The sequence below is a fragment of the Pseudomonas sp. M2(2023) genome (assembly GCF_030263955.1).
Lineage (GTDB): Bacteria > Pseudomonadota > Gammaproteobacteria > Pseudomonadales > Pseudomonadaceae > Aquipseudomonas > Aquipseudomonas asiatica.
Window position 1 is genome coordinate 2,680,536 of record NZ_CP127114.1, and the last position, 19,710, is coordinate 2,700,245.

General features: G+C 65.0%; 17 protein-coding genes. 8 read left to right on the forward strand and 9 right to left on the reverse strand.

Translation table 11 applies throughout. From position 1 onward, the window contains the following. Positions 1-4 precede the first annotated feature (4 nt). The 6 genes from QN085_RS12410 to QN085_RS12435 all read left to right on the forward strand — a co-directional run bounded on the left by QN085_RS12410 (position 5) and on the right by QN085_RS12435 (position 9,408). On the forward strand, positions 5-1,363 hold the full coding sequence (locus QN085_RS12410) for a DUF1329 domain-containing protein (RefSeq protein WP_013972539.1): 1,359 nt from the start codon (positions 5-7) through the stop codon (positions 1,361-1,363). Positions 1,364-1,384: 21 nt separating this feature from the next. Beyond that, entirely contained in the window at positions 1,385-2,380 is a 996-nt protein-coding gene (locus QN085_RS12415; RefSeq protein WP_024087052.1) for a WD40/YVTN/BNR-like repeat-containing protein, read from the forward strand. Between the two features lie 15 nt (positions 2,381-2,395). Continuing rightward, positions 2,396-4,861, forward strand: coding sequence for an efflux RND transporter permease subunit (locus QN085_RS12420; RefSeq protein ID WP_023663321.1), 2,466 nt, complete (start codon positions 2,396-2,398; stop codon positions 4,859-4,861). Next, entirely contained in the window at positions 4,854-6,632 is a 1,779-nt protein-coding gene (locus tag QN085_RS12425) for an acyl-CoA dehydrogenase C-terminal domain-containing protein (RefSeq protein ID WP_013972542.1), read from the forward strand. The genes QN085_RS12420 and QN085_RS12425 overlap by 8 nt, the downstream gene beginning before the upstream one ends. Positions 6,633-6,643: 11 nt before the next feature. After that, entirely contained in the window at positions 6,644-8,284 is a 1,641-nt protein-coding gene (locus QN085_RS12430; protein ID WP_031325645.1) for a fatty acid--CoA ligase, read from the forward strand. 623 nt (positions 8,285-8,907) lie between these two features. Then, on the forward strand, positions 8,908-9,408 hold the full coding sequence (locus QN085_RS12435) for a methylated-DNA--[protein]-cysteine S-methyltransferase (protein ID WP_003258793.1): 501 nt from the start codon (positions 8,908-8,910) through the stop codon (positions 9,406-9,408). A gap of 3 nt (positions 9,409-9,411) precedes the next feature. Here the strand turns inward: QN085_RS12435 and QN085_RS12440 are convergent, their stop codons facing one another. The 3 genes from QN085_RS12440 to QN085_RS12450 form a co-directional block, all read right to left on the reverse strand. Beyond that, positions 9,412-9,654, reverse strand: a complete 243-nt coding sequence (locus QN085_RS12440; RefSeq protein WP_013972544.1) for a hypothetical protein — start codon at positions 9,652-9,654, stop codon at positions 9,412-9,414. Continuing rightward, positions 9,651-10,394, reverse strand: coding sequence for a carbon-nitrogen hydrolase family protein (locus tag QN085_RS12445; protein WP_013972545.1), 744 nt, complete (start codon positions 10,392-10,394; stop codon positions 9,651-9,653). Before QN085_RS12445 ends, QN085_RS12440 begins: the two co-directional genes overlap by 4 nt. A gap of 76 nt (positions 10,395-10,470) precedes the next feature. Beyond that, on the reverse strand, positions 10,471-10,986 hold the full coding sequence (locus QN085_RS12450) for a DUF3016 domain-containing protein (RefSeq protein ID WP_015270245.1): 516 nt from the start codon (positions 10,984-10,986) through the stop codon (positions 10,471-10,473). A 75-nt stretch (positions 10,987-11,061) separates the two neighbouring features. Between QN085_RS12450 and QN085_RS12455 the strand changes: the two genes are divergently transcribed. Beyond that, the gene (locus QN085_RS12455) at positions 11,062-11,769 is read left to right on the forward strand and encodes a metallophosphoesterase (RefSeq protein WP_013972547.1); all 708 of its coding nucleotides are present in this window, start codon (positions 11,062-11,064) and stop codon (positions 11,767-11,769) included. Here the strand turns inward: QN085_RS12455 and QN085_RS12460 are convergent. Continuing rightward, positions 11,735-12,349: a LysE family translocator gene (locus tag QN085_RS12460; RefSeq protein ID WP_013972548.1), complete on the reverse strand. Its 615-nt coding sequence runs from the start codon at positions 12,347-12,349 to the stop codon at positions 11,735-11,737. The genes QN085_RS12455 and QN085_RS12460 overlap by 35 nt on opposite strands. Positions 12,350-12,549: 200 nt before the next feature. After that, positions 12,550-13,368 (reverse strand): AraC family transcriptional regulator, encoded by an 819-nt coding sequence (locus tag QN085_RS12465; protein WP_024087055.1) that lies wholly within the window; start codon positions 13,366-13,368, stop codon positions 12,550-12,552. Between the two features lie 131 nt (positions 13,369-13,499). Here QN085_RS12465 and QN085_RS12470 point away from each other — a divergent pair, with 131 nt between their 5' ends. Then, positions 13,500-14,123, forward strand: coding sequence for a LysE family translocator (locus tag QN085_RS12470; protein WP_013972550.1), 624 nt, complete (start codon positions 13,500-13,502; stop codon positions 14,121-14,123). Here QN085_RS12470 and QN085_RS12475 read toward each other — a convergent pair. The 4 genes from QN085_RS12475 to eco all read right to left on the reverse strand — a co-directional run bounded on the left by QN085_RS12475 (position 14,120) and on the right by eco (position 19,695). After that, the gene (locus QN085_RS12475; RefSeq protein WP_041505979.1) at positions 14,120-16,546 is read right to left on the reverse strand and encodes an autotransporter family protein; all 2,427 of its coding nucleotides are present in this window, start codon (positions 16,544-16,546) and stop codon (positions 14,120-14,122) included. The two genes, QN085_RS12470 and QN085_RS12475, sit on opposite strands and share 4 nt — an antisense overlap. A gap of 92 nt (positions 16,547-16,638) precedes the next feature. Then, positions 16,639-16,914, reverse strand: a complete 276-nt coding sequence (locus tag QN085_RS12480; protein WP_013972552.1) for a peptidylprolyl isomerase — start codon at positions 16,912-16,914, stop codon at positions 16,639-16,641. A gap of 201 nt (positions 16,915-17,115) precedes the next feature. Beyond that, a complete protein-coding gene (locus tag QN085_RS12485) occupies positions 17,116-19,071 on the reverse strand; it encodes an acetoacetate--CoA ligase (RefSeq protein ID WP_031324340.1) in 1,956 nt (651 codons plus the stop codon). 144 nt (positions 19,072-19,215) lie between these two features. Then, the gene (gene eco, locus QN085_RS12490) at positions 19,216-19,695 is read right to left on the reverse strand and encodes a serine protease inhibitor ecotin (protein ID WP_015270251.1); all 480 of its coding nucleotides are present in this window, start codon (positions 19,693-19,695) and stop codon (positions 19,216-19,218) included. Positions 19,696-19,710 lie beyond the last annotated feature (15 nt).

The window sequence follows — 19,710 nt, forward strand, 5'->3', positions numbered from 1 at the left end:
CATCATGAATTTCGTACGTACCCTGCTGGCCTCGTGCCTGTCGCTGGCCGCCCTGAATGCTGCCCAGGCCGCCGTTTCCACTGACCAGGCCGCGCGCCTGGGCACCAGCCTGACCGCCATCGGCGCGGAAAAGGCCGGCAATGCCGATGGCTCCATCCCGGCCTACCAGGGCGGCCTGCTGACGCCGCCAGCCAGCTACCAGAGCGGCGCCAGCATGCGTCCCGACCCGTTCGCCAGCGACAAGCCGCTGCTGGTCATCGATGGCAAGAACGCCGAGCAGTACAAGGGCCAGCTGACTGCCACCACCCTGGAACTGCTCAAGCGCTACCCCAGCTACCGCGTCGATGTATACCCGACCCACCGTAGCGTAGCGCTGCCGCAAGCGGTACTGGACAACACCCGCAAGAACGCCACTGCCGCCAACAGCAAGGAGGGCGGTACGGCGGTGGACAACGTGCTGCCGGGTATCCCGTTCCCCATTCCGCAGAACGGCGCCGAGGCCATGTGGAACTTCCTGCTGCGCTATCAGGGCGTGAGCATGGCTGCCAAGTACGACTCGTGGAACGTCGACGCTGCCGGCAAGCCATCGCTGTCGACCACCGGCCAGGCCAATATCAGCTACCCGATCTACGAGGACATGACGAAGCCGATCGGTGCCAAGGACACTTACTACCAGATGAAACTGGTGTACACCGGGCCCGCACGCCGTGCAGGCGAAGCGATGATGCTGCGCGATGCCGCCAACCCGCTGGTGCAGCCACGCAGTGCCTGGCAGTACCTGCCGGGCCAGCGCCGGGTCAAGCTGGCACCGAACCTCGCCTACGACACGCCCAACCCGGGCACTTCGGGTTCGGGTACCTACGATGACGTGTTCGTCTTCAACGGTGCGCTGGACCGCTACGACTGGACCCTGGTCGGCAAGCAGGAAATGTACGTGCCGTACAACACCTACCAGCTGACCTACAACACCGACGTCAAGCAGGTGATCACCCCCAATCACCTGGCGCCACAGTTCGTGCGTTGGGAGAAGCACCGGGTGTGGGTGGTGGAAGGCAAGCTCAAGGACGGTGCGCGCCATATCTACCACAAGCGCCGCTTCTACCTCGACGAAGACAGCTGGATCGCCCTGGCCTCGGACCAGTACGACGCCCGTGGCCAGCTGTACCGCGGCTCGTTCGCCTTCCTCACCCAGAGCTATGACAAGCAGACCCCGGACGCCACGCCGTTCATGATCTACGACCTGATCGGCGGCACCTATAACCTCAATGGCGTGGTCGGTGCCTACGGCGGCATCCGCTATATCGACCCACTGTCGAAAACCCAGTGGTCGCCCGAGTCGCTGGCCGGCAACGGCATTCGCTGAACGCACGGAGCAGAGGTGGCAATGTCTGTCTTCAAACGATGCAGCGTGGTGGTTCTGGCTTTGGCCGCGCTGCAGGGCGCGGCCCAGGCTGCGCCCTTCACCGATGTGCTGGACCTGCCCGCCAGGCCCAGCGCCCTGGTCGCCAGCAGCGCCTTGCGCGATGTCACCCTGGCCGGCCAGCGCCTGGTCGCGGTGGGCCCGCGAGGGCACATCCTGTACTCCGACGATCACGGCGCGCACTGGCAGCAGGCCCAGGTGCCGGTCAGCGCCGACCTGAATGCTGTGAGCTTCGCCACGCCCGAACTGGGCTGGGCGGTTGGCCACGATGGCGTGGTGCTGCACAGCCGCGATGGCGGCGTGCACTGGCAAAAGCAGCTGGATGGCCGGGCACTGGCCGAACAACTGCCGGGCACGGGTAGCGACAATGCCTTGCTCGACGTGTGGTTCAGCGATGCCCGCAATGGCTATGCGGTCGGCGTGTTCAACCTGCTGTTGCGCACCGTTGATGGCGGCGAGCACTGGCAGCCTTGGCTCGACCACAGCGATAACCCGCAAGGCCTGCACCTGACCAGCTTGGCCGCGGTAGGTGACGAGCTGTACATCACCGGCGAGCAAGGCCTGCTGCTGAAGCAGGACGGTGAGCGCTTCAGCCGTGTCGAGACACCCTACGCCGGCACACTGTTCGGTGCTGTCGGCAAGCCTGGCGTACTGGTGGTCTACGGCCTGCGTGGGCATGCCTACCGCAGCACCGATGGCGGCCGGCAGTGGCAACCGGTCAGCACGGGTGTGAACACCAGCCTCACCGCCGCCGGTGTCGACCGTGACGGCCAGCTATGGCTGGCCAGCCAGGCCGGCGACCTGCTGCTCAGCCGGGATGATGGCGCCAGCTTCAGCCCGGTGCCGCAAAGCGCCCGTGGCCCGGTGACCGCGCTCGCCACCGATACCGGCAACGGCCTGGTACTGGTCGGCGAGCGGGGCGTGCGCAACCAGCCCGGTAACCCCACGCTGCACCCATAACAAGAGAAGACCCTGATGGCCGCTACCCGCCAAGACACCCTGCCGGTAATCCGCAACCTCGACGATTTCGACCCACGCTCGGGCAATTGCCTGGAGCGCCTGGTGTTCAACCATCGCCTGCCGTTCCTGCTGTGCATGCTATTGGCGACCCTGGTGCTGGGCTACATGGCGCTGACCCGCCTGGAGCTGCGCCCCAGTTTCGACAAGATGCTGCCGCAGAGCCACCCCTACATCCAGAACTACCTGGAAAACCGCCCATCACTGCGTGGCCTGGGCAACGCGGTGCGGGTGGTGGTGGAGAACACCCAGGGCGACATCTTCGACCCGGGCTACCTGCAGACCCTGCGCCACATCAACGACGAGCTGTTCCTCAGCCAGGGCGTGGACCGGGCCTGGGTTAAGTCGCTGTGGAGCCCGGCGGTGCGCTGGACCGAGGTGACCGAGGAGGGCTTCCAGGGTGGCCCGGTAATGCCCGACGGCTACCAGGGCGCTGCGGGTGACATCGAGCAACTGCGGCAGAACATCGAGCGCGCCAACATCGTCGGCAGCCTGGTGGCGCGCGACTTCAAGTCGAGCATGCTGGTCGTGCCGCTGCTCGACCAGGATTCGGCTACCGGCAAAGGCCTCGACTACCACGCCTTCTCGCAGAAGCTCGAACAACTGCGCAGCCAGTACCAGGCCAGCGGCCAGTACCGCATCCATGTGATCGGCTTCGCCAAGCTGATGGGCGACCTGATCGACGGGCTGATCCAGGTGATGGCGTTCTTCGCCCTGGCGGTGCTGACCAGCCTGCTGATCATCTACTGCTACACCCGTTGCGTGCGCAGCACCCTGCTGGTGGTGCTGTGTTCGCTGACCGCGGTGGTGTGGCAGCTGGGCATCGTCGCCTGGCTGGGCTACGCCATCGACCCGTATTCGATCCTGGTGCCATTCCTGATCTTTGCCATCGGCGTATCCCACGCGGCGCAGAAGATGAACGGCATCCTTCAGGACATCGGCCGTGGCACCCACCGCCAGGTGGCAGCGCGCTATACCTTCCGCCGCCTGTTCGTGGCCGGGGTGACTGCGTTGCTGGCGGATGCGGTGGGCTTTGCCGTGCTGATGCTGATCGACATCCCGGTGATCCAGGACCTGGCCATCACCGCCAGCATCGGCGTGGCGGTGCTGATCTTCACCTCGCTGCTGCTGATGCCGGTGGCGCTGTCTTATGTTGGTGTTGGCCACAAGGCTGCCGAGCGGGCCCTGCATATCGACGCCCGCGCAGCCCAGCACCGAGGTTTCGGCCGGCTGTGGGACCTGCTCGACCGCTTCACCGAACGCAAATGGGCCAGCGTCGCACTGCTGGTGGCGCTGGCCCTGGGCGCCCTTGGCATCTGGGGCAGCCTGCAACTGAAAATCGGCGACCTCGACAGCGGTGCCCCCGAACTGCGCGCCGACTCCCGCTACAACCTCGACAACGCCTACATCACCCAGCACTACGCGCTGTCCAGCGACACCTTCGCGGTCATGGTCAAGACCGCGCCGGAAGGCTGCCTGCAATACCAGACGCTGGTGCTTGCCGACCGCCTGGCCTGGGAGCTGCAGCAATTGCCGGGTGTGCAGACCACCGTGTCGCTGGCCAATGCCGTGCGCCAGATCACCGCCGGCACCTATGAAGGCAACCCGCGCCTGAACAGCCTGCAGCGCAACCAGGACGTGCTCAACTACGCCGCCCAGCAGGCCTCGGTCAACGCCCCCGAGCTGTTCAACAACGACTGCTCGCTGATGCCGGTAATCGCCTACCTCAAGGACCACCGCGCCGACACCCTAGCCCAGGTGGCCGCCGTGGCCGAGCGTTTTGCGCAGGCCAACAGCAGCGCCGAACAGCAGTTCCTGCTGGCCGCCGGCAGCGCCGGCATCGAGGCCGCCACCAACGTGGTGGTCCGCGAGGCCAACCACCGCATGCTGTTGCTGGTGTACCTGGCGGTCACGCTGTTCTGCCTGTTCACCTTCCGTAGCTGGCGCGCGACGCTGGTGGCGATCCTGCCGCTGATGCTCACCTCGGTGCTGTGCGAAGCGCTGATGGTAGCCATGGGCATTGGCGTCAAGGTCGCCACATTGCCGGTGATCGCCCTGGGCGTAGGTATTGGCGTGGACTACGCGCTGTACCTGCTCAGCGTGCAACTGCACTACCAGCGCGCCGGGTTGAGCCTGGCCCAGGCCTACCAGAAAGCCGTGGCCTTCACCGGCCGGGTGGTCGGGCTGGTCGGCATTACCCTGGCGGCCGGTGTGGTCGGCTGGGCCTGGTCGCCGATCAAGTTCCAGGCCGACATGGGCCTGCTGCTGACCTTCATGTTCCTGTGGAACATGCTCGGTGCGCTGGTGTTGATCCCCGCCTTGTCGCATTTCCTCCTGCGTGGCCAGGCCGCCCCGGCGCCTGCCGAGGCCCCGGCCACGTCGCTTCCGCAAACCCAAGAAACCGAGTGTTCGCCTCATGTCTGATTACCTTCCGCCACTGCGCGACATGGATTTTCTGTTCAACGAAGTGTTCGACATCCCGGCCTGGTGGGCGCAAACGCCCGCGCTGGCCGAGCAGGTCGATGGCGACACAGCCCGGGCCGTGCTCGAACAGGCCGGCCGGCTGATTGCCGAGGTGGTGGCGCCGCTCAACCGCAGTGGCGACGAGCAGGGCTGCCGCTGGGAGGCCGGCCAGGTATACACCCCCGATGGCTTCGCCGACGCCTACCGGGCATTTGCCGCGGATGGCTGGGTGGGTGTGGCCGGTGCCCCGGAATATGGGGGCATGGGCATGCCGAAAGTGATCGGTGCCCAGCTCGAAGAAATGCTCAATGCCGCCAACCTGTCGTTCGGCCTGTACCCGATGCTCACGGCCGGAGCCTGCCTGGCGCTGCTCAACCATGCCAGCGAGCCGTTGAAGGCGCTGTACCTGCCGCCCATGTACCAAGGGCGCTGGACCGGTTCGATGTGCCTGACCGAGCCGCACGCTGGCACCGACCTGGGCCTGATTCGCACCCGTGCCGAGCCGGTTGCCGATGGCCGCTATCGCATCAGCGGGACCAAGATCTTCATCACTGGCGGTGAGCAGGACCTGACCGAGAACATCATCCACCTGGTGCTGGCGCGGCTGCCGGATGCGCCAGCCGGGCCCAAAGGCATCTCGCTGTTCCTGGTGCCCAAGGTGCTGGTTGACGCCGACGGCGTGCTGGGCGAGGCCAATGCGGTGAGTTGCGGGTCGATCGAGCACAAGATGGGCATCAAGGCCTCGGCCACCTGTGTGATGAACTTCGACGGTGCAATCGGCTACCTGGTCGGCGAGCCGAACAAGGGCCTCAACGCGATGTTCACCATGATGAATTACGAGCGCCTTGGCGTAGGTATCCAGGGCCTGGCCCTGGGCGAACGCTCCTACCAGGGCGCCATTGCCTATGCCCGTGATCGCCAGCAGGGCCGTGCGCCGACGGGGGCCGAAGCGCCGGGGCAAGCCGCTGACCCGATCGTCGTCCACCCGGATGTGCGGCGCATGCTGCTGACCATGAAAGCGCTGAACGAAGGCGGGCGGGCCTTCTCTACCTATGTGGCACTGCAGCTGGACCTGGCCAAATACAGCGAGGCCCCGGTCGCACGCGCCCAGGCCGAGGCCAAGGTGGCATTGCTCACGCCAGTGGCCAAGGCCTTCCTAACCGACATGGGGCTGGAAACCACCGTGCACGGCCAGCAGGTGCTGGGCGGTCATGGCTATATCCGCGAATGGGGCCAGGAGCAGTTGATCCGCGACTGCCGCATTACCCAGATCTACGAAGGCACCAATGGCATCCAGGCCCTCGACCTGGTGGGGCGTAAACTGTTTGCCGATGGCGGCCAGGCCTATCGCAGCGTGTCCGATGAAATTACTGCCTTTGTCGAGACGCTGCCCGCGGCGTGCGCCGAGTTCGGCGCGCCGCTGCTGGCTGCCGTGCGCAACCTCGACGAGCTGACCGCCTGGTTGCTCGATCGGGCCCAGGGCAACCCGCGTGAGCTGGGCGCGGCGGCGGTGGAGTACCTGCAGGTGTTTGGCTACACCTTCTACGCCTACCTGTGGGCACGCATGGCCGTGGTTTGCCAGTGTCATGCGGCTCCCGAGCCGTTCCACCTGAGCAAGCTGGGCACTGCGCGTTTCTACTTTGCCCGCCTGCTGCCACGCATTCATTCGCTGAGCGCCAGCGTCAGGGCCGGTAGCGACAGCCTGTACCTGCTCGAGGCCGGGCAACTGTGAAGGCCGCCGACATGATCACCACTCGCATCATGCCTGCGGCCGAGCAGGCCTACGCCTATCCGCTGCTGATCAAGCGTCTGCTGCTGTCGGGCGTGCGCTACCAGCCCAACCAGGAAATCGTCTACGCCGACAAGCTGCGCTACACCTACACCACGCTGCTCGAACGCATCCAGCGGCTGGCCAATGTGCTGACCGCCGCCGGGGTCAAGCCTGGCGACACCGTGGCCTTGCTCGACTGGGACAGCCATCGGGCCCTTGAATGCTTCTTCGCCGTACCGATGCTGGGTGCGGTGCTGCACACGGTAAACGTACGGCTGTCCACCGAGCAGGTGCGCTACACCATGAACCATGCCGAGGACCGCCTGGTACTGGTGCATGACGACTTCCTTCCGTTGATGGCGCAACTGCGCGATGACTTGCCGACGGTCGAGGGTTTCATTCGCCTCAGCGAAGGCGGCCCGGCAACGCAAGATGTGCCGTTGCTGGGTGAGTACGAAGCGCTGCTGGCGGCTGCCGAGCCACAGTTCGAATTCGCCGATTTCGACGAGCACTCACTGGCCACGCTGTTCTACACCAGCGGTACCACCGGCAACCCCAAGGGCGTGTACTTCAGCCACCGGCAACTGGTGCTGCATACCCTGGTCGAGCAGGGCACCCTGGCTGCCTGCGGCGAGGTGCCGCTGCTGCGCAGCGGCGACGTGTACATGCCCATTACGCCGATGTTCCATGTGCATGCCTGGGGCGTGCCCTATGTGGCCACGGCACTGGGCATCAAGCAGGTCTACCCGGGGCGCTACGAGCCCAACCGCCTGGTGCGCCTGTACCGCGACGAGGGCGTGACGTTCTCTCATTGCGTGCCCACGGTGCTGCAGATGATGCTCGACAGCGAGGAAGGGCGCCGCGCCGACCTGAGCGGTTGGAAGATGCTGCTGGGCGGCAGCGCCCTGACCCTGGGCCTGGCGCAGCGTGCCAGCGAGCGCGGCATCAGCGTGCATTGTGGCTACGGCATGTCGGAAAGCTGCCCGCTGCTCAGCATCACCCACCTGAGCGCCGAGCTGCTGGCACTGCCCATGGCGCAACAACTGCCGCTGCGTATCGATGCTGGCGTGCCGATCGCCCTGGTGGACCTGCGCATCGTCGACGCTGAAGGCATTGATGTGCCCCGCGACGGCGAGAGCCTGGGTGAAATCGTGGTGCGTGCACCGTGGCTGACCCAGGGCTATCTGCACGAACCGGAGCAGGGTGCCGCGTTGTGGCTGGGGGGCTGGATGCATACTGGCGACCTGGCCTGCATCGACCCTGCGGGTGTGGTGCGCATTCGTGACCGGATCAAGGATGTGATCAAGACCGGAGGCGAGTGGGTCAGCTCGGTGGCGCTGGAAAACCTGATCAGCCAGCATCCGGCAGTCGCTTCGGTGGCAGTGATCGGCATCCCGGACCCGCAGTGGGGTGAGCAACCCTTGGCCTTGGTGGTCCGTTGTGACGGAATGCAGTTCGACCAGGCGGCATTGGCAGGGCATCTGCAGCCGTTTGTCGACAGCGGGCACCTGAACAAATGGGCGATACCGCGGCAGTTGCGTTGCGTGGAGGAGATCCCCAAGACCAGCGTTGGCAAAATCGACAAGAAGCGGATCCGCCAGGCATTTCTCTGAATGCAGGCAGCGCCGGCTGATGGCACCGGCTACGCCGGTGTTCGCGGGCGCGCCCGCTCCTACAGGTATGGCGTATTCCTTCAGCTGGTGGGGCCCCTGTGGGAGCGGGCATGCCCGCGAAGCAGGCGACGCGGTGGATGGCACCGGCTGCGCCGGTGTTCGCGGGTAAACCCGCTCCCACAGGTACAGCGTATTCCTTCAGCTGGTGGGGCCCCTGTGGGAGCGGGTTCACCCGCGAAGCAGGCGACGCGGTGGAGGGCACCGGCTACGCCGGTGTTCGCGGGCGCGCCCGCTCTTACAGGTATGGCGTATTCCTTCAGCTGATGGGGTCCCTGTGGGAGCGGGCATGCCCGCGAAGCAGGCGACGCGGTGGATGGCACCGGCTGCGCCGGTGTTCGCGGGTAAACCCGCTCCTACAGGTATGGCGTATTCCTTCAGCTGATGGGGTCCCTGTGGGAGCGGGCATGTTCTGCGAAGCAGGCGACGCGGTGGAGGGCACTCTGGTCCGGGCAATATGCCGACGCCGATGTTCCGCTTGCGTGATTGCCTGAGCAAGAAAGCGGATGCAGGCAGAACTGGGGATGCGTACAGTAGGTTGATCGCAACCTGGCAGGAGCCTGCTTATGTCCAGCGCATTCACCTTCATGCAGTCACCCGTCGGCACCTTGACCCTGGTAGCCCGTGGCGAGTGCCTGACAGCCGTACTGTGGGAAGAGGAGCGGGAAAACCGCGTGCGCCTTGGTGCCCTGCACCGTGATGACCAGTGCCCGGTACTGCTGGAAACCGCTCGCCAGCTCGGCGAGTACTTTGCCGGCAAGCGCCAGCGCTTCGACCTGGCGCTGGATTTTGCCGGTACCGAATTCCAGCGTCAGGTGTGGGCTGCGCTGTTGGCGATTCCGTTCGGCGAAACCCGCAGCTACAGCGACATCGCCCGACAGATCGGCAACCCCAGCGCGGTGCGTGCGGTAGGCGCCGCCAATGGCCGCAACCCGATTTCGATCATCGCCCCGTGTCATCGGGTAATCGGTGCATCTGGCAGCCTGACCGGCTTTGCCGGTGGCCTTGCGGCAAAGCAGTACCTGCTGGCGCTGGAAGGCCGGCAAAGCCTGGCATTGGACCTGTAGATGTCAGCAGAACCAGCTGGCGGCCAGGCAGACCAGCAGGGCCAACGCCGAGCCGGCCATCAGGGTGTACTGCCGATGGGCCCGGCGCGCATGTGGCTTGACTGCACGCAGATATTCGCCGGGTGTCGGCGCATCAGGCCGGTGGCGCAAACCCTCGGCTACATCGGCCAGTTGCCCATGGATGAGCAGCCCCGTCAGGTAATAGGTACAGGCGTAGCTCAGCAATGCCAGGAACAGATAGATCATGACGGGTGCGGGGCCAAGGACACCGCCATGGCACTGGCGCTGGCGGTGTTCAGCACGATCAGCCCTTCGCTGTGGTCGTCCAGGCTGGCCAGCAAGCGCCCCTGGCTGTCCCACGCCGCCGAGCCGCCAGCGCCGATGAAGGTGTCGGCCGGCCCCACGCAGTTGGCCAGCAACACTGCCATGCCCAGCTCTCGAGCCACCTCGGAGTAGTGCAAGTAACCCTCGCGAATGCCCTTGGCAGTTTTCGCCACACTGACCAGGTACAGGTCGGCGCCGTGTTCCCGCGCGGCTGCCGCATGCGCCATGAACATCGATTCGTAGCAGATCGCAGGCGCTACCCGGTGCGCGCCCACCTGCAGCAGCAAGGCTTGATCGCCTGGGGTGAACCAGGGCAGTTCATCATCATGCAGGCGCCGCTTGGCATAGGCCTGGCGCGGTACACCGGGGCTGAGGATTGGCATGCCGATACGAATGCCATCAGGGGTCGGCAGTGGCAGGCCCGCTGCGACAGTGATACCAAACCGGTCGCAGGCTGCCTGCAGCGGGTCCAGCCGTGCCGAACTGACTGGCAGGGCGGCCTGGCGCGCTAGGGTTGGCTCATAGCCGGTCAGCGACAGTTCGGGAAATACCACCAGTTCGGCACCAAGGGCCGCGGCCTGTTCGATGCAGGCCAGGTGGCGTTCGAGGTTGGCTTGCACATCGCCCTTGAGCGACGCCAGTTGCACGGCGCACAACTTCATGAAAAACCCTTCCCTGGTTCAGGTTGAAGGGCCGAGCATACTACCGGCACCAACGCCTGTACCAGTGAAGGGATTTTCAGGATGCCGGGTGGACGGCGAAACGCTGGCGGAACCAGTCGTCGAGCATGGCCTTTTCGGCATACAGGCGGTCGCTGCTGCTCGTGACCCGGCCCGGGCGGCTGAGGTACATCTTGTCGCTGACCCTTTCCTGCGCCTGCTGGTCGGGTTTGCCCGGTTGGCTGAGGGTGTAGCTGAGGTCGATGGTCGGCCAGGTGATTTCGCGCATGAAGCGTACATCGTAGGCCTGGCTGTGCCAGGGCTCGAAACGCCCGGCCAGGTCGATGTCGCGAATGTCGATGACCAGTTGCTGGCCAGGTTGCAGGTAGCGTTGGCCAAGCTTCTGCAGGTACTGGGTCAGGGTTTTCATCACATAGGCGTCGGCGCCACGCTCGTACCCGTGGCTGTCGAGGCTGGCATCGCGGAATTTTTCCGGATGGTCGAAACGTACCTCGACCTGCGCGGCCGGGGCACCTTGTGCCATGCTGTCCAGAGACAGCGCCATGAGCACGGCACACACGAGGGCGGTACGCATGATGCACCTCCGGGGCAGATTGTGTGTGCCTCCATTTTACCCCTGGCATGGCGGCACCAGCAGAGGAAGATTGTAATGGCACGGTTTCGGCGTCTGATTGCCAACCTGCGTGGGCGTGACCTGGCGGTGGGCGATATCCATGGTCACTTCCAGCGCCTGCAGCAATGCCTGGATGGGGTGGGGTTCGATCCGGCCGTGGACCGCCTGTTCAGTGTTGGGGACCTGGTCGACCGTGGCCCGGACAGCGAGGCGGCGCTGGATTGGCTGGCGCAGCCCTGGTTCCATGCCGTGCAAGGTAATCATGAGGCCCTGGCGATTACCCGCGTGCGCGGCGGGCGGCTCGATCTGGACATGTATCGCGCCGCCGGGGGGGGCTGGTTTCTGGACCTGCCGAGGGCTCGGCAGTTACGTTTCGTCGAGCGCTTCGAGCAGCTGCCGATCGCGATAGAGGTTGAAAGCGCGGCCGGCCTGGTAGGCCTGCTACATGCCGACAGCCCGTACGCCGACTGGACGGTGTTGAGGACCTGGCTGGAACTGGATGACGACCCGCAGGTACGGGAGGTGTGCCAATGGTCGCGGCGGCGCCTGAAGGTAGGCGATACCGCGCCCGTGCAGGGCCTGCGTGCCTTGTTGGTGGGCCACACACCGGTGCTGGAGGCCAAGCTGCTTGGCAACGTCTGGCACCTGGACACTGGCGGCTGGGCCAGTGGCCATTTCACCTTGATGGACATGCGCACCCTGCAACTGGTCAGCCCCAGGCCAGGTGAAACAACAGTGCCATAGCCAATAGCACCAGCATGGCCCCGGAGGCCCGTTCCAGCCAGGGCAGGCTGCGGGCGAAGCGCCGCAGCACCAGCGAGTTGCCGATGGCCACGGCAACCAGCAAGTCCCACAGCAGCACAATGCTGAACATCCACAGGGCACAGGTTGCTTTCCAGGCAAAGCTGGCGCTGGCGACCATGCTGACCAGGCTGGCATAGAACAGCGCATTCTTGGGGTTGAGGATGCCGGACAGGAACCCCATGCCCAATCCCCGCCACCACCCATGGGCGGTCTGTTTGCCAGCGACTGTGCCCAGGCTGGTTTGCCCGGCATGGCGCAGGAACAGGGTGCCGATGTACAGCAGGTAGCCGGCGCCGGCCAGTTGCAGGGCGGTGAACAGCAGGCTGCCTTCCTGCAGCACCGACAAACCGGTGAAAGCCATGGCGATGAACACGCCATTGGCCAGGGCGATACCCAGGCAGGCGCCGCTCGCGACGCGCCAGCCAGCGTTGACCGAAGTGCGTGCGACCAGGAAGAAGTCCGGGCCGGGAGAGAGCAGGGCGAGGAAGTGGGCGAGGGCGATGATCAGGAACTGTTGCATTGGGGTGAGGCTGCTCTGGCGGAAAAGCCTGACTCTGCCCTTCGGCGCTCATGCCGTATTGAACAATATTGCAGGCCCATTGCCGGGGCTGCTGCGCAGCCCTTTCGCGACACAAGGCCGCTCCCACATTGAACGGCGTACGCAGCACCTTGTGGGAGCGGCCTTGTGTCGCGAAAGGGGCGCACAGCGCCCCCATGGTCTCAGAGGCTGTGCAAGTCCCGATACTGCCCCGGTGTCACCCCCACATGGGCCTTGAACACCCGCTGGAAATGGCTTTGGTCGGCAAAACCGAGCCGATAGGCCACCTCCGCCAGGGCCTGCCCTTCACCCAACAATTGGCGCCCACGGTTGACCCGTGCATTGAGCAGGTAGGCATGCGGCGTAAACCCGGTGGCCGCGCGAAATGCGCGAATCAACTGGTAGCGCCCAAGCCCGGCCTCCCGCGCGAGTACCGCCAGGCTCAACTGCGCCGGGTCCTGGCCTTCGATGTGCGCAATCAGCCCACTCAACGCGGTCGCCCCCAGGGCCGGTGCCGGTGCCAGCGGCGCGTGCCTGGCAAAGTCCAGGTCACCCAGAAAGGCAATCAGCGCGGCATCCTTCTCACCATTGCTGGCGTTGGAAAACAGCAGACTGTTCAGTTCGCAGAACTGCCGATACACCTCCGGCACCTGGCAGATACGTGCCGGCTCGCCGGGCCCGGCACCATCCAGCCCGGACTCCAGGTGCAGCTGTGCCAGCCAGTCGGCATCCACATGCAGCATCTGGTAGCTCCACGCCTGCCCGGGCTCGGGGTTGCAGGCATGTACCCGGCGGGCCGGGACCAGCACCAGAGTGCCAGGCGTCAGGCGTTGCTGGCCGTTGCCGGCACCGGTGAAATGACTGTGGCCGGCATCCACCACACCGATGGAAAACGTTGGGTGGCTGTGGGCCTTGTAGCAGGCGCGGCTATGGCAGGCGCGGCGGCTTTCGACATGCGGCAGGGCCGGGTCGCGCCACAGCGCGGCATGGGAACGGGGCATCACAGGGTCCTCGATATGCCCGGCAGCTTATCAGGCGCCGCGCACCCATACAGTTTTTTCCACTGGCTGTAACTTGACCACCAGGCCAGCTAACCGCCGAAATAGGCGCCTGTTGCCAAAGGAAAACGATAATGGACCTTTCAAGCCTGCTGCTTTTCATCCCCGCCTGTTTCGCCCTGAACATGGCGCCGGGGCCGAACAACCTGCTGTCGCTGCACAATGCCAGCCGTTACGGCCTGCGTACGGCCTGCGTGGCCGGTGGCGGGCGCATCGTCGCCTTCAGCGGCATGATCGCCCTGGCGGCGATGGGCCTGGCAGTGGTGCTGCATACCAGCGAATACCTGTTCCTGGCCATCAAATTGGCGGGGGCGGCCTACCTGTTCTATATCGCCTGGCAACTGTGGCGGGCACCGGTGGGCGAGGCCGCGGTTGCAGGTGATCAGCCACACGGCACCTGGCGTCTGGTACGCCAGGAGTTCTGGATGGCTGCTGGTAATCCGAAGGCTATCCTGATCTTCACCGCGTTCCTGCCGCAGTTCGTTTCGGTCGGCAGTACCACTCCGGTGAGCGAGCAGTTCCTCTGGCTGGGTGCGTTGTTCCTGTTGCTGGAATGGGCCGCGATCGCCATCTACGCCGGCCTGGGGGCGTACATGCAGCGCTGGTTCAGCCAGCCCGGCCCACGCCGGCTGTTCAACCGGGTCAGCGCCTCATTGCTGGGCTGCGCCGGCCTCGGGCTGCTGGCTGCGCGGCGCTAGAACTGCCAGCGCAGGCCCAGGTTCACGCCGCTGGCTTCCTGCTGGCGGCTGTCCAGGTTGGCGGTGTACTGCACGCCGCCATGCAGGCTCAGCGCTTCGTTGACCTGCGCTACCACGCCGCTTTCAAGTTGCACCGAGGTATAGCGGTAATCGGTCTTGATCTTGTCGACGCCATCGAAGGTCAAGGTGTCGCGGCCACCGTCGCCATGCCACAGGTTGACTTGCGCATAGGGTTGCAACAGGCGGTCGCTGCTGCCTTTGAAGGCCCCCTCGAGCCGAACCCCCAGTCGGCCGGTCAGCTCGACCTGGGCGTCGTGGCTGATGTGGGAGACGCTATCGCTGGCGCTGTCGAGCGAGACTTTTTGCGCGATCACCTGAGCCTGCGGCTCCAGTACCCAGCGTTCGGACAGGGCGATGGGATAGCCGGATTCCAGTGATGCGGTCCAGGCGTGGCCGTCGATGTTCAGCTTGTCACCACGGTCCGAACGCGCCCGGCCATCTAGGTTGGTGTACTGCAGCGCGGCGTCGAGGTAGCCGCCTTGCGGTCCGACCAGCGTCCAGTAGGCGCCGACGCTGCCGCCATCAAGCTCCAGGTCACCGACGCTGCGGTTCTCCACGGCGAGGGCGAAGCCTTTGACGTCGGCGTCCAGACGGCTATGGCTGACGTAGATACCGATGTGCTGGCGATAACCGCTGTCGCCAACCTTGGCATACAGGTCCTGGCCCACCTTGAAGCCGTACAGGTCGCCATCCAGGCTCGGGCTGACCGTGCCGCTCCATTGCTGACGTAACGCGCCGCCATAGGCCTGGCCCCAACTGGCGGGCACGGCGCCGTCACCCTGCAGCAGCTGCTGGTCGCCCTGACGCTGGTGGAACGTGCCCAAGGCCTGGCGGGCGATGATCGCGGCGCCCCTCGGCGCAGTGGCGTACAGCGGGACTTCAGGCCGGTACAGCGGCAGGCTCTCGCCTTGGATCGGGGCAGGCAGCTCGACCTGGCCGGGCGCCGGGGCCGCGACAGGCGGGGTAGCGGCGGGTGCGATGACCACTGGCTCGCCCGGTTGCGTTGGCTGTGTCGGCTCGCCCGGTTCCGGCGCAGGGGCCGGAGCGGGTGGCGCAACCAGGGTGGAGCGCAGGTACCAGCTGTTTTCACTGCCTGCAGTCACGCCGCCCTTGAACAACCGGTAGTCGTAGGCGCCGGCTGAAAGGGTCTGGGTCTGGACAAATGCGGTGGCCGTGCTGACCGCGCCGTCACGCGCTTCAACGACTTGAATACCGTTTTGCGCCGTCGCCGCGCCAGCGCCGTTGAGGTTGTTGATGAGCAGCTGGGTAGAGCCGCCAATCGCACCACGGCTGACCACCAGGCGATCGGAGGCGGCGCCGTCGCCGGCCAGCATGCTGTTCAGTCGCAGGGTGCCGTTGTTGCCGGTGTAGTTGCCCTGGATGGTCAGGCGGCCCTGAGCGTCGTTGCCACGGCTCAGGTCTATGGTGCCGGCGTTTACCACGGACGCCTTGTTGCCATTCTGGATGCTGACGATGCTGCCGTGGCGACTTGTCAGTGTGCTGGTCGCGTCGACTTGCAGGGTACCGGTGCCCGTGGCTGCGGCTATCGGTTTCTGATCGGAGCCCAGGTCACCCAGGGCCAAGCTGTCGTTCAGGGTCAACTGGCTGCCCTGGTTCAGGTTGATGGACTCCCAGTTGACATACAAGGCACCCTGACCGACCTTGGCTTGCTGAAACGTCAGGGTATCCGTGCCCGTACCACCGTCCAACAGCACTGTTGAACTGCTCAAGTCGAGTGTGCTGACGGTGGCCGTGTCATTGTCGGCGCCCATGTCGACTTTCTTGCCGATCTTTCCGCTCGTCCAGTTGAAGTTATCGTCGCCCTGGCCGGCACGTATCTCGCCTTTGAGATTGACGCCTTCGACATTGATCTTGTCTTTGCCGCTGCTGGTACTGAGATCTCTCCCGATGGTGCCGCCAGCCAGGATGTAAGTATCGTTGCCAAGGCCGCTGACCACGTTGCCAACAACGATGGTTTCCACACCAAGGTTTTCGGACATTTCAAGGAAGTTATCAGCCATCTTGAGGTCGATGCTGCCAATGCTGCCACCCTTGAATCGGGCCGTATCGCCATCTTCGAAGGCACCCTTGATGGTCCCCTTGGTCATGAGGAAATCGTCCATGGCACCGCCTTGATTGAGCGACCCTAGTTCGCCACCAGACATGTTGAACGTGTCCTGCCCCTCGCCTTGTTGCAACGATGTGACCTTGCCGCCGGTGATGATGAACTGATCTGCAGCTGGCGTCTGAACGATGGCGCCCAGGTCCTCGCCTGCTGCAACGGTCAGGGATTGGGCATGAGACAGCAAAGGCAAAGTCAGCAGAGGGAGTGCGGCAGGCAAAAGCAGGCGAGGGCAGCGCATAGGCAGGTCTCCATTAGAGGGGCCACTGCCTGAGTTGTATGTTTTGTACGGTAGGGGGACAACTGGCAAAAATGTCAGGTGGCCCGGGGCTATCAGTCGCGGTAGAACGTCTGCACCAGGTGATAGCCGAACTTGCTCTTGATCGGCCCGTGCACCACGCGCAGGGGCTTCTTGAAGATCACCTGGTCGATGGCGCCGACCATCTGCCCGGGGCGGATTTCACCCAGGTCGCCGCCACGCTTGCCCGAAGGGCAGGTGGAGAACTTTTTTGCGAGCACGTCGAAAGCCTCGCCATTGGCGATGCGCTGCTTGAGCTTTTCGGCTTCGTCAGCGGTCTTGACCAGGATGTGGCGGGCTTGGGCTTTCATGGGGTACCTGTGCTTCGGGGCGAAAAAGGTCGGCATTATGCCTGATCGAGTCGAGTGGAGGCCATTGTGGGAGCGGCCTTGCGTCGCGAAAGGGCCGCAAAGCGGCCCCAGAAATCTATGCTTCGCTGCTGAAATCCCGGGGCTGCTTTGCAGCCCTTTCGCGACGCAAGGCCGCTCCCACAATGACGGTGAATACCTTCTTTATGGGGTGCGCAACTCCTCGCGATCCCGGAACTGCTCCAGCGCCTCGGGGTTGGCCAGGGCGTCGGTGTTCTTCACCGGCAAACCATGCACCACATTGCGAATCGCCAACTCCACCAGCTTGCCGCTGATGGTACGCGGGATGTCATCGACCTGGGCGATCACCGCCGGTACATGGCGGGGCGTGGTGAACTGGCGGATCACCTGGCGGATGTGCTGGCGCAGGGCCTCATCCAGCTGCAGGCCGTCACGCAGGCGAACGAACAGCACCACCCGCACATCGCCTTGCCAGTCCTGGCCGATGGCCACGCTTTCCAGCACCTGCTCGACCTTTTCCACCTGGCGGTAGATCTCCGCCGTGCCAATGCGCACGCCACCGGGGTTGAGCACGGCATCGGAGCGGCCATGAATCACCAGCCCACCGTCGGCACGCTGTTCGGCGTAGTCGCCCTGGGCCCACACCCCCGGGAACTGGCTGAAGTAGGCGTCGTGATAGCGGCTGCCGTCCGTGTCCTTCCAGAACCCCAGCGGCATGGACGGGAAGTTGCGCGTGCACACCAGCTCGCCTTTTTCGCCCAGCACCGGCTGGCCATGCTCGTTCCACACCTCCACCGCCATGCCCAGGCCCTTGCACTGGATCTCGCCACGGCGCACTGGAAGGGTCGGGTTGCCCAGCACGAAGCAAGAGACGATATCGGTACCGCCGGACATCGACGCCAGGCACAGGTCGGCCTTGATCTTGCGGTACACGTAGTCGTAGCTGTGTGGCGACAGTGGCGAGCCGGTGGACAGTAGCAGGCGCAAGCGCGCCAGGCGGTGGCTTGCCGCAGGCTCCAGGCCCGCCTGCTCCAGCGCCGCCAGGTACTTGGCGCTGGTACCGAAGGCCTGGATATCCTCGGCGTCGATCAGGTCCAGCAGCCGCTCGGGGCCGGGATGGAAGGGCGAGCCGTCATACAGCACCAGCGTGGCGCCCACCGCCAGGCCGCTGACCAGCCAGTTCCACATCATCCAGCCGCAAGTGGTGTAGTAGAACAGTACGTCATCGGCTTTCAGGTCATTGTGCAGGCCATGTTCCTTCAGGTGCTGCAACAACACGCCGCCAGCGCGGTGGACAATGCATTTGGGCACGCCGGTGGTGCCGCTGGAATACAGGATGTACAGCGGGTGGTCGAAGGGCAGCGGGGTGAAGCGGGGCTCGCCGCCGGGCTGATAGAACTCGTCCCACAGGCTGACATTGGCGGCCTGGAATTCGTCGACACGCGTTCCGCTACGGGTGTGGGGGACCACGATCAGCTGTTCCAGCCCGGGCAGCTGCGCGCACACCTGGTTGACCTTGTCCACCTGGTCGATGGCTTTGCCGGCGTACTGGTACCCGGCGCAGGCGATCAGCAGCTTGGGCTCGATCTGACCGAAGCGGTCGATGATGCCGTGCACGCCAAACTCGGGCGAGGAGCTGGACCACACCGCACCGAGGCTGGTGCAGGCAAGCATGGCGACCAGTGTCTGCCAGGTATTGGGCATGATGGCGGCTACGCGGTCGCCGGGGCCGATGCCGGCGGCCTTCAAGGCTGTTTGCAGGCCGGCCACCTGGGCGGCCAGCTGGGCATGGGTGAACAGCTGACGCTGGCCGTCTTCGCGCACAGCGACCAGGGCCGGGCGGTCGTCACGGCGGCGCAGCAGGTGTTCGGCAAAGTTGAGGGTGGCGTTGGCGAACCACTGGGCATCGGGCATCTGCGGCCCTTCGCTGAGCACCTGGCTTGGCGGGTTATGCCAGTGAACGTGGAAGTAGTCGGCAACGGTTTGCCAGAAGGCAGGGCGCTGCTCGATGCTCCAGCGGTGCAGCGCGTGGTAGTCGTCGAGTTGCAGGTTGTAACGCAGGTTGACCCGGCGGCGGAAGGCATCCATCCGGCTGGCCTCGATCTGCGCCGTGGAGGGGCGCCAGAGCACATCGTTCATGCCGAACCTCCAGATGATCATTTGGATTCGAGGGCGCCTTCGCGGGCTCGCCCGCTCCCACAGGTACAGCGTAGATGTCCAGCCTGGTGATAGCCTGTGGGAGCGGGCGTGCCCGCGAAGAAGCCCCCAGCAGGGGCTTGCGCGTTACTCTACTTTAGCCTTTTGCACGTCCTGCGACGCGGTCCAGACGCGGTAGCGCACTTCGACGTCCTTGGGCACATACACCACCACCGGCAGCTTGCTGTTGTAGCGCAGCATGAAGCCTTCACCGACCACTGGCACGAAGGCCTCGGTCTTCTTGCCATCGGGGCAGGCCATCAGTGTGCTGGCCGGGCCGCTGACCTTGTCCAGGCGGTAGTAGCTGTAGCCCCAGCCTTCCAGGGTACGTTCCTCCAGGCTGCCGCCCAGGCGCTGGCGATTGCAGTCAACCTTCAGGGTCTTGCCGGCGAGGATTTCCAGTTGATAGGCCGACTCATCAGCCTGGGCCGGCAGGTGGATGACCTGCCGGGTGAAGCCTTTTTCCGCCTCGGGGTAGGGCGCGACGTCCTTCAGGCTGGCTGCCATCGCGGGTGCGGCGGCAGCCAGGGTCAGGGCAAGAATCGCGGTCATCGGGGTTGGGCGCATAGGGCCTCCTTGCAG

Excerpts from the sequence above, each read along its gene's own strand:
- QN085_RS12410 (WP_013972539.1), top strand. The coding sequence starts at position 5 with ATGAATTTCGTACGTACCCTGCTGGCCTCGTGCCTGTCGCTGGCCGCC.
- QN085_RS12415 (WP_024087052.1), top strand. The coding sequence starts at position 1,385 with ATGTCTGTCTTCAAACGATGCAGCGTGGTGGTTCTGGCTTTGGCCGCG.
- QN085_RS12420 (WP_023663321.1), top strand. The coding sequence starts at position 2,396 with ATGGCCGCTACCCGCCAAGACACCCTGCCGGTAATCCGCAACCTCGAC.
- QN085_RS12425 (WP_013972542.1), top strand. The coding sequence starts at position 4,854 with ATGTCTGATTACCTTCCGCCACTGCGCGACATGGATTTTCTGTTCAAC.
- QN085_RS12430 (WP_031325645.1), top strand. The coding sequence starts at position 6,644 with ATGATCACCACTCGCATCATGCCTGCGGCCGAGCAGGCCTACGCCTAT.
- QN085_RS12435 (WP_003258793.1), top strand. The coding sequence starts at position 8,908 with ATGTCCAGCGCATTCACCTTCATGCAGTCACCCGTCGGCACCTTGACC.
- QN085_RS12440 (WP_013972544.1), bottom strand. The coding sequence starts at position 9,654 with ATGATCTATCTGTTCCTGGCATTGCTGAGCTACGCCTGTACCTATTAC.
- QN085_RS12445 (WP_013972545.1), bottom strand. The coding sequence starts at position 10,394 with ATGAAGTTGTGCGCCGTGCAACTGGCGTCGCTCAAGGGCGATGTGCAA.
- QN085_RS12450 (WP_015270245.1), bottom strand. The coding sequence starts at position 10,986 with ATGCGTACCGCCCTCGTGTGTGCCGTGCTCATGGCGCTGTCTCTGGAC.
- QN085_RS12455 (WP_013972547.1), top strand. The coding sequence starts at position 11,062 with ATGGCACGGTTTCGGCGTCTGATTGCCAACCTGCGTGGGCGTGACCTG.
- QN085_RS12460 (WP_013972548.1), bottom strand. The coding sequence starts at position 12,349 with ATGCAACAGTTCCTGATCATCGCCCTCGCCCACTTCCTCGCCCTGCTC.
- QN085_RS12465 (WP_024087055.1), bottom strand. The coding sequence starts at position 13,368 with ATGCCCCGTTCCCATGCCGCGCTGTGGCGCGACCCGGCCCTGCCGCAT.
- QN085_RS12470 (WP_013972550.1), top strand. The coding sequence starts at position 13,500 with ATGGACCTTTCAAGCCTGCTGCTTTTCATCCCCGCCTGTTTCGCCCTG.
- QN085_RS12475 (WP_041505979.1), bottom strand. The coding sequence starts at position 16,546 with ATGCGCTGCCCTCGCCTGCTTTTGCCTGCCGCACTCCCTCTGCTGACT.
- QN085_RS12480 (WP_013972552.1), bottom strand. The coding sequence starts at position 16,914 with ATGAAAGCCCAAGCCCGCCACATCCTGGTCAAGACCGCTGACGAAGCC.
- QN085_RS12485 (WP_031324340.1), bottom strand. The coding sequence starts at position 19,071 with ATGAACGATGTGCTCTGGCGCCCCTCCACGGCGCAGATCGAGGCCAGC.
- eco (WP_015270251.1), bottom strand. The coding sequence starts at position 19,695 with ATGCGCCCAACCCCGATGACCGCGATTCTTGCCCTGACCCTGGCTGCC.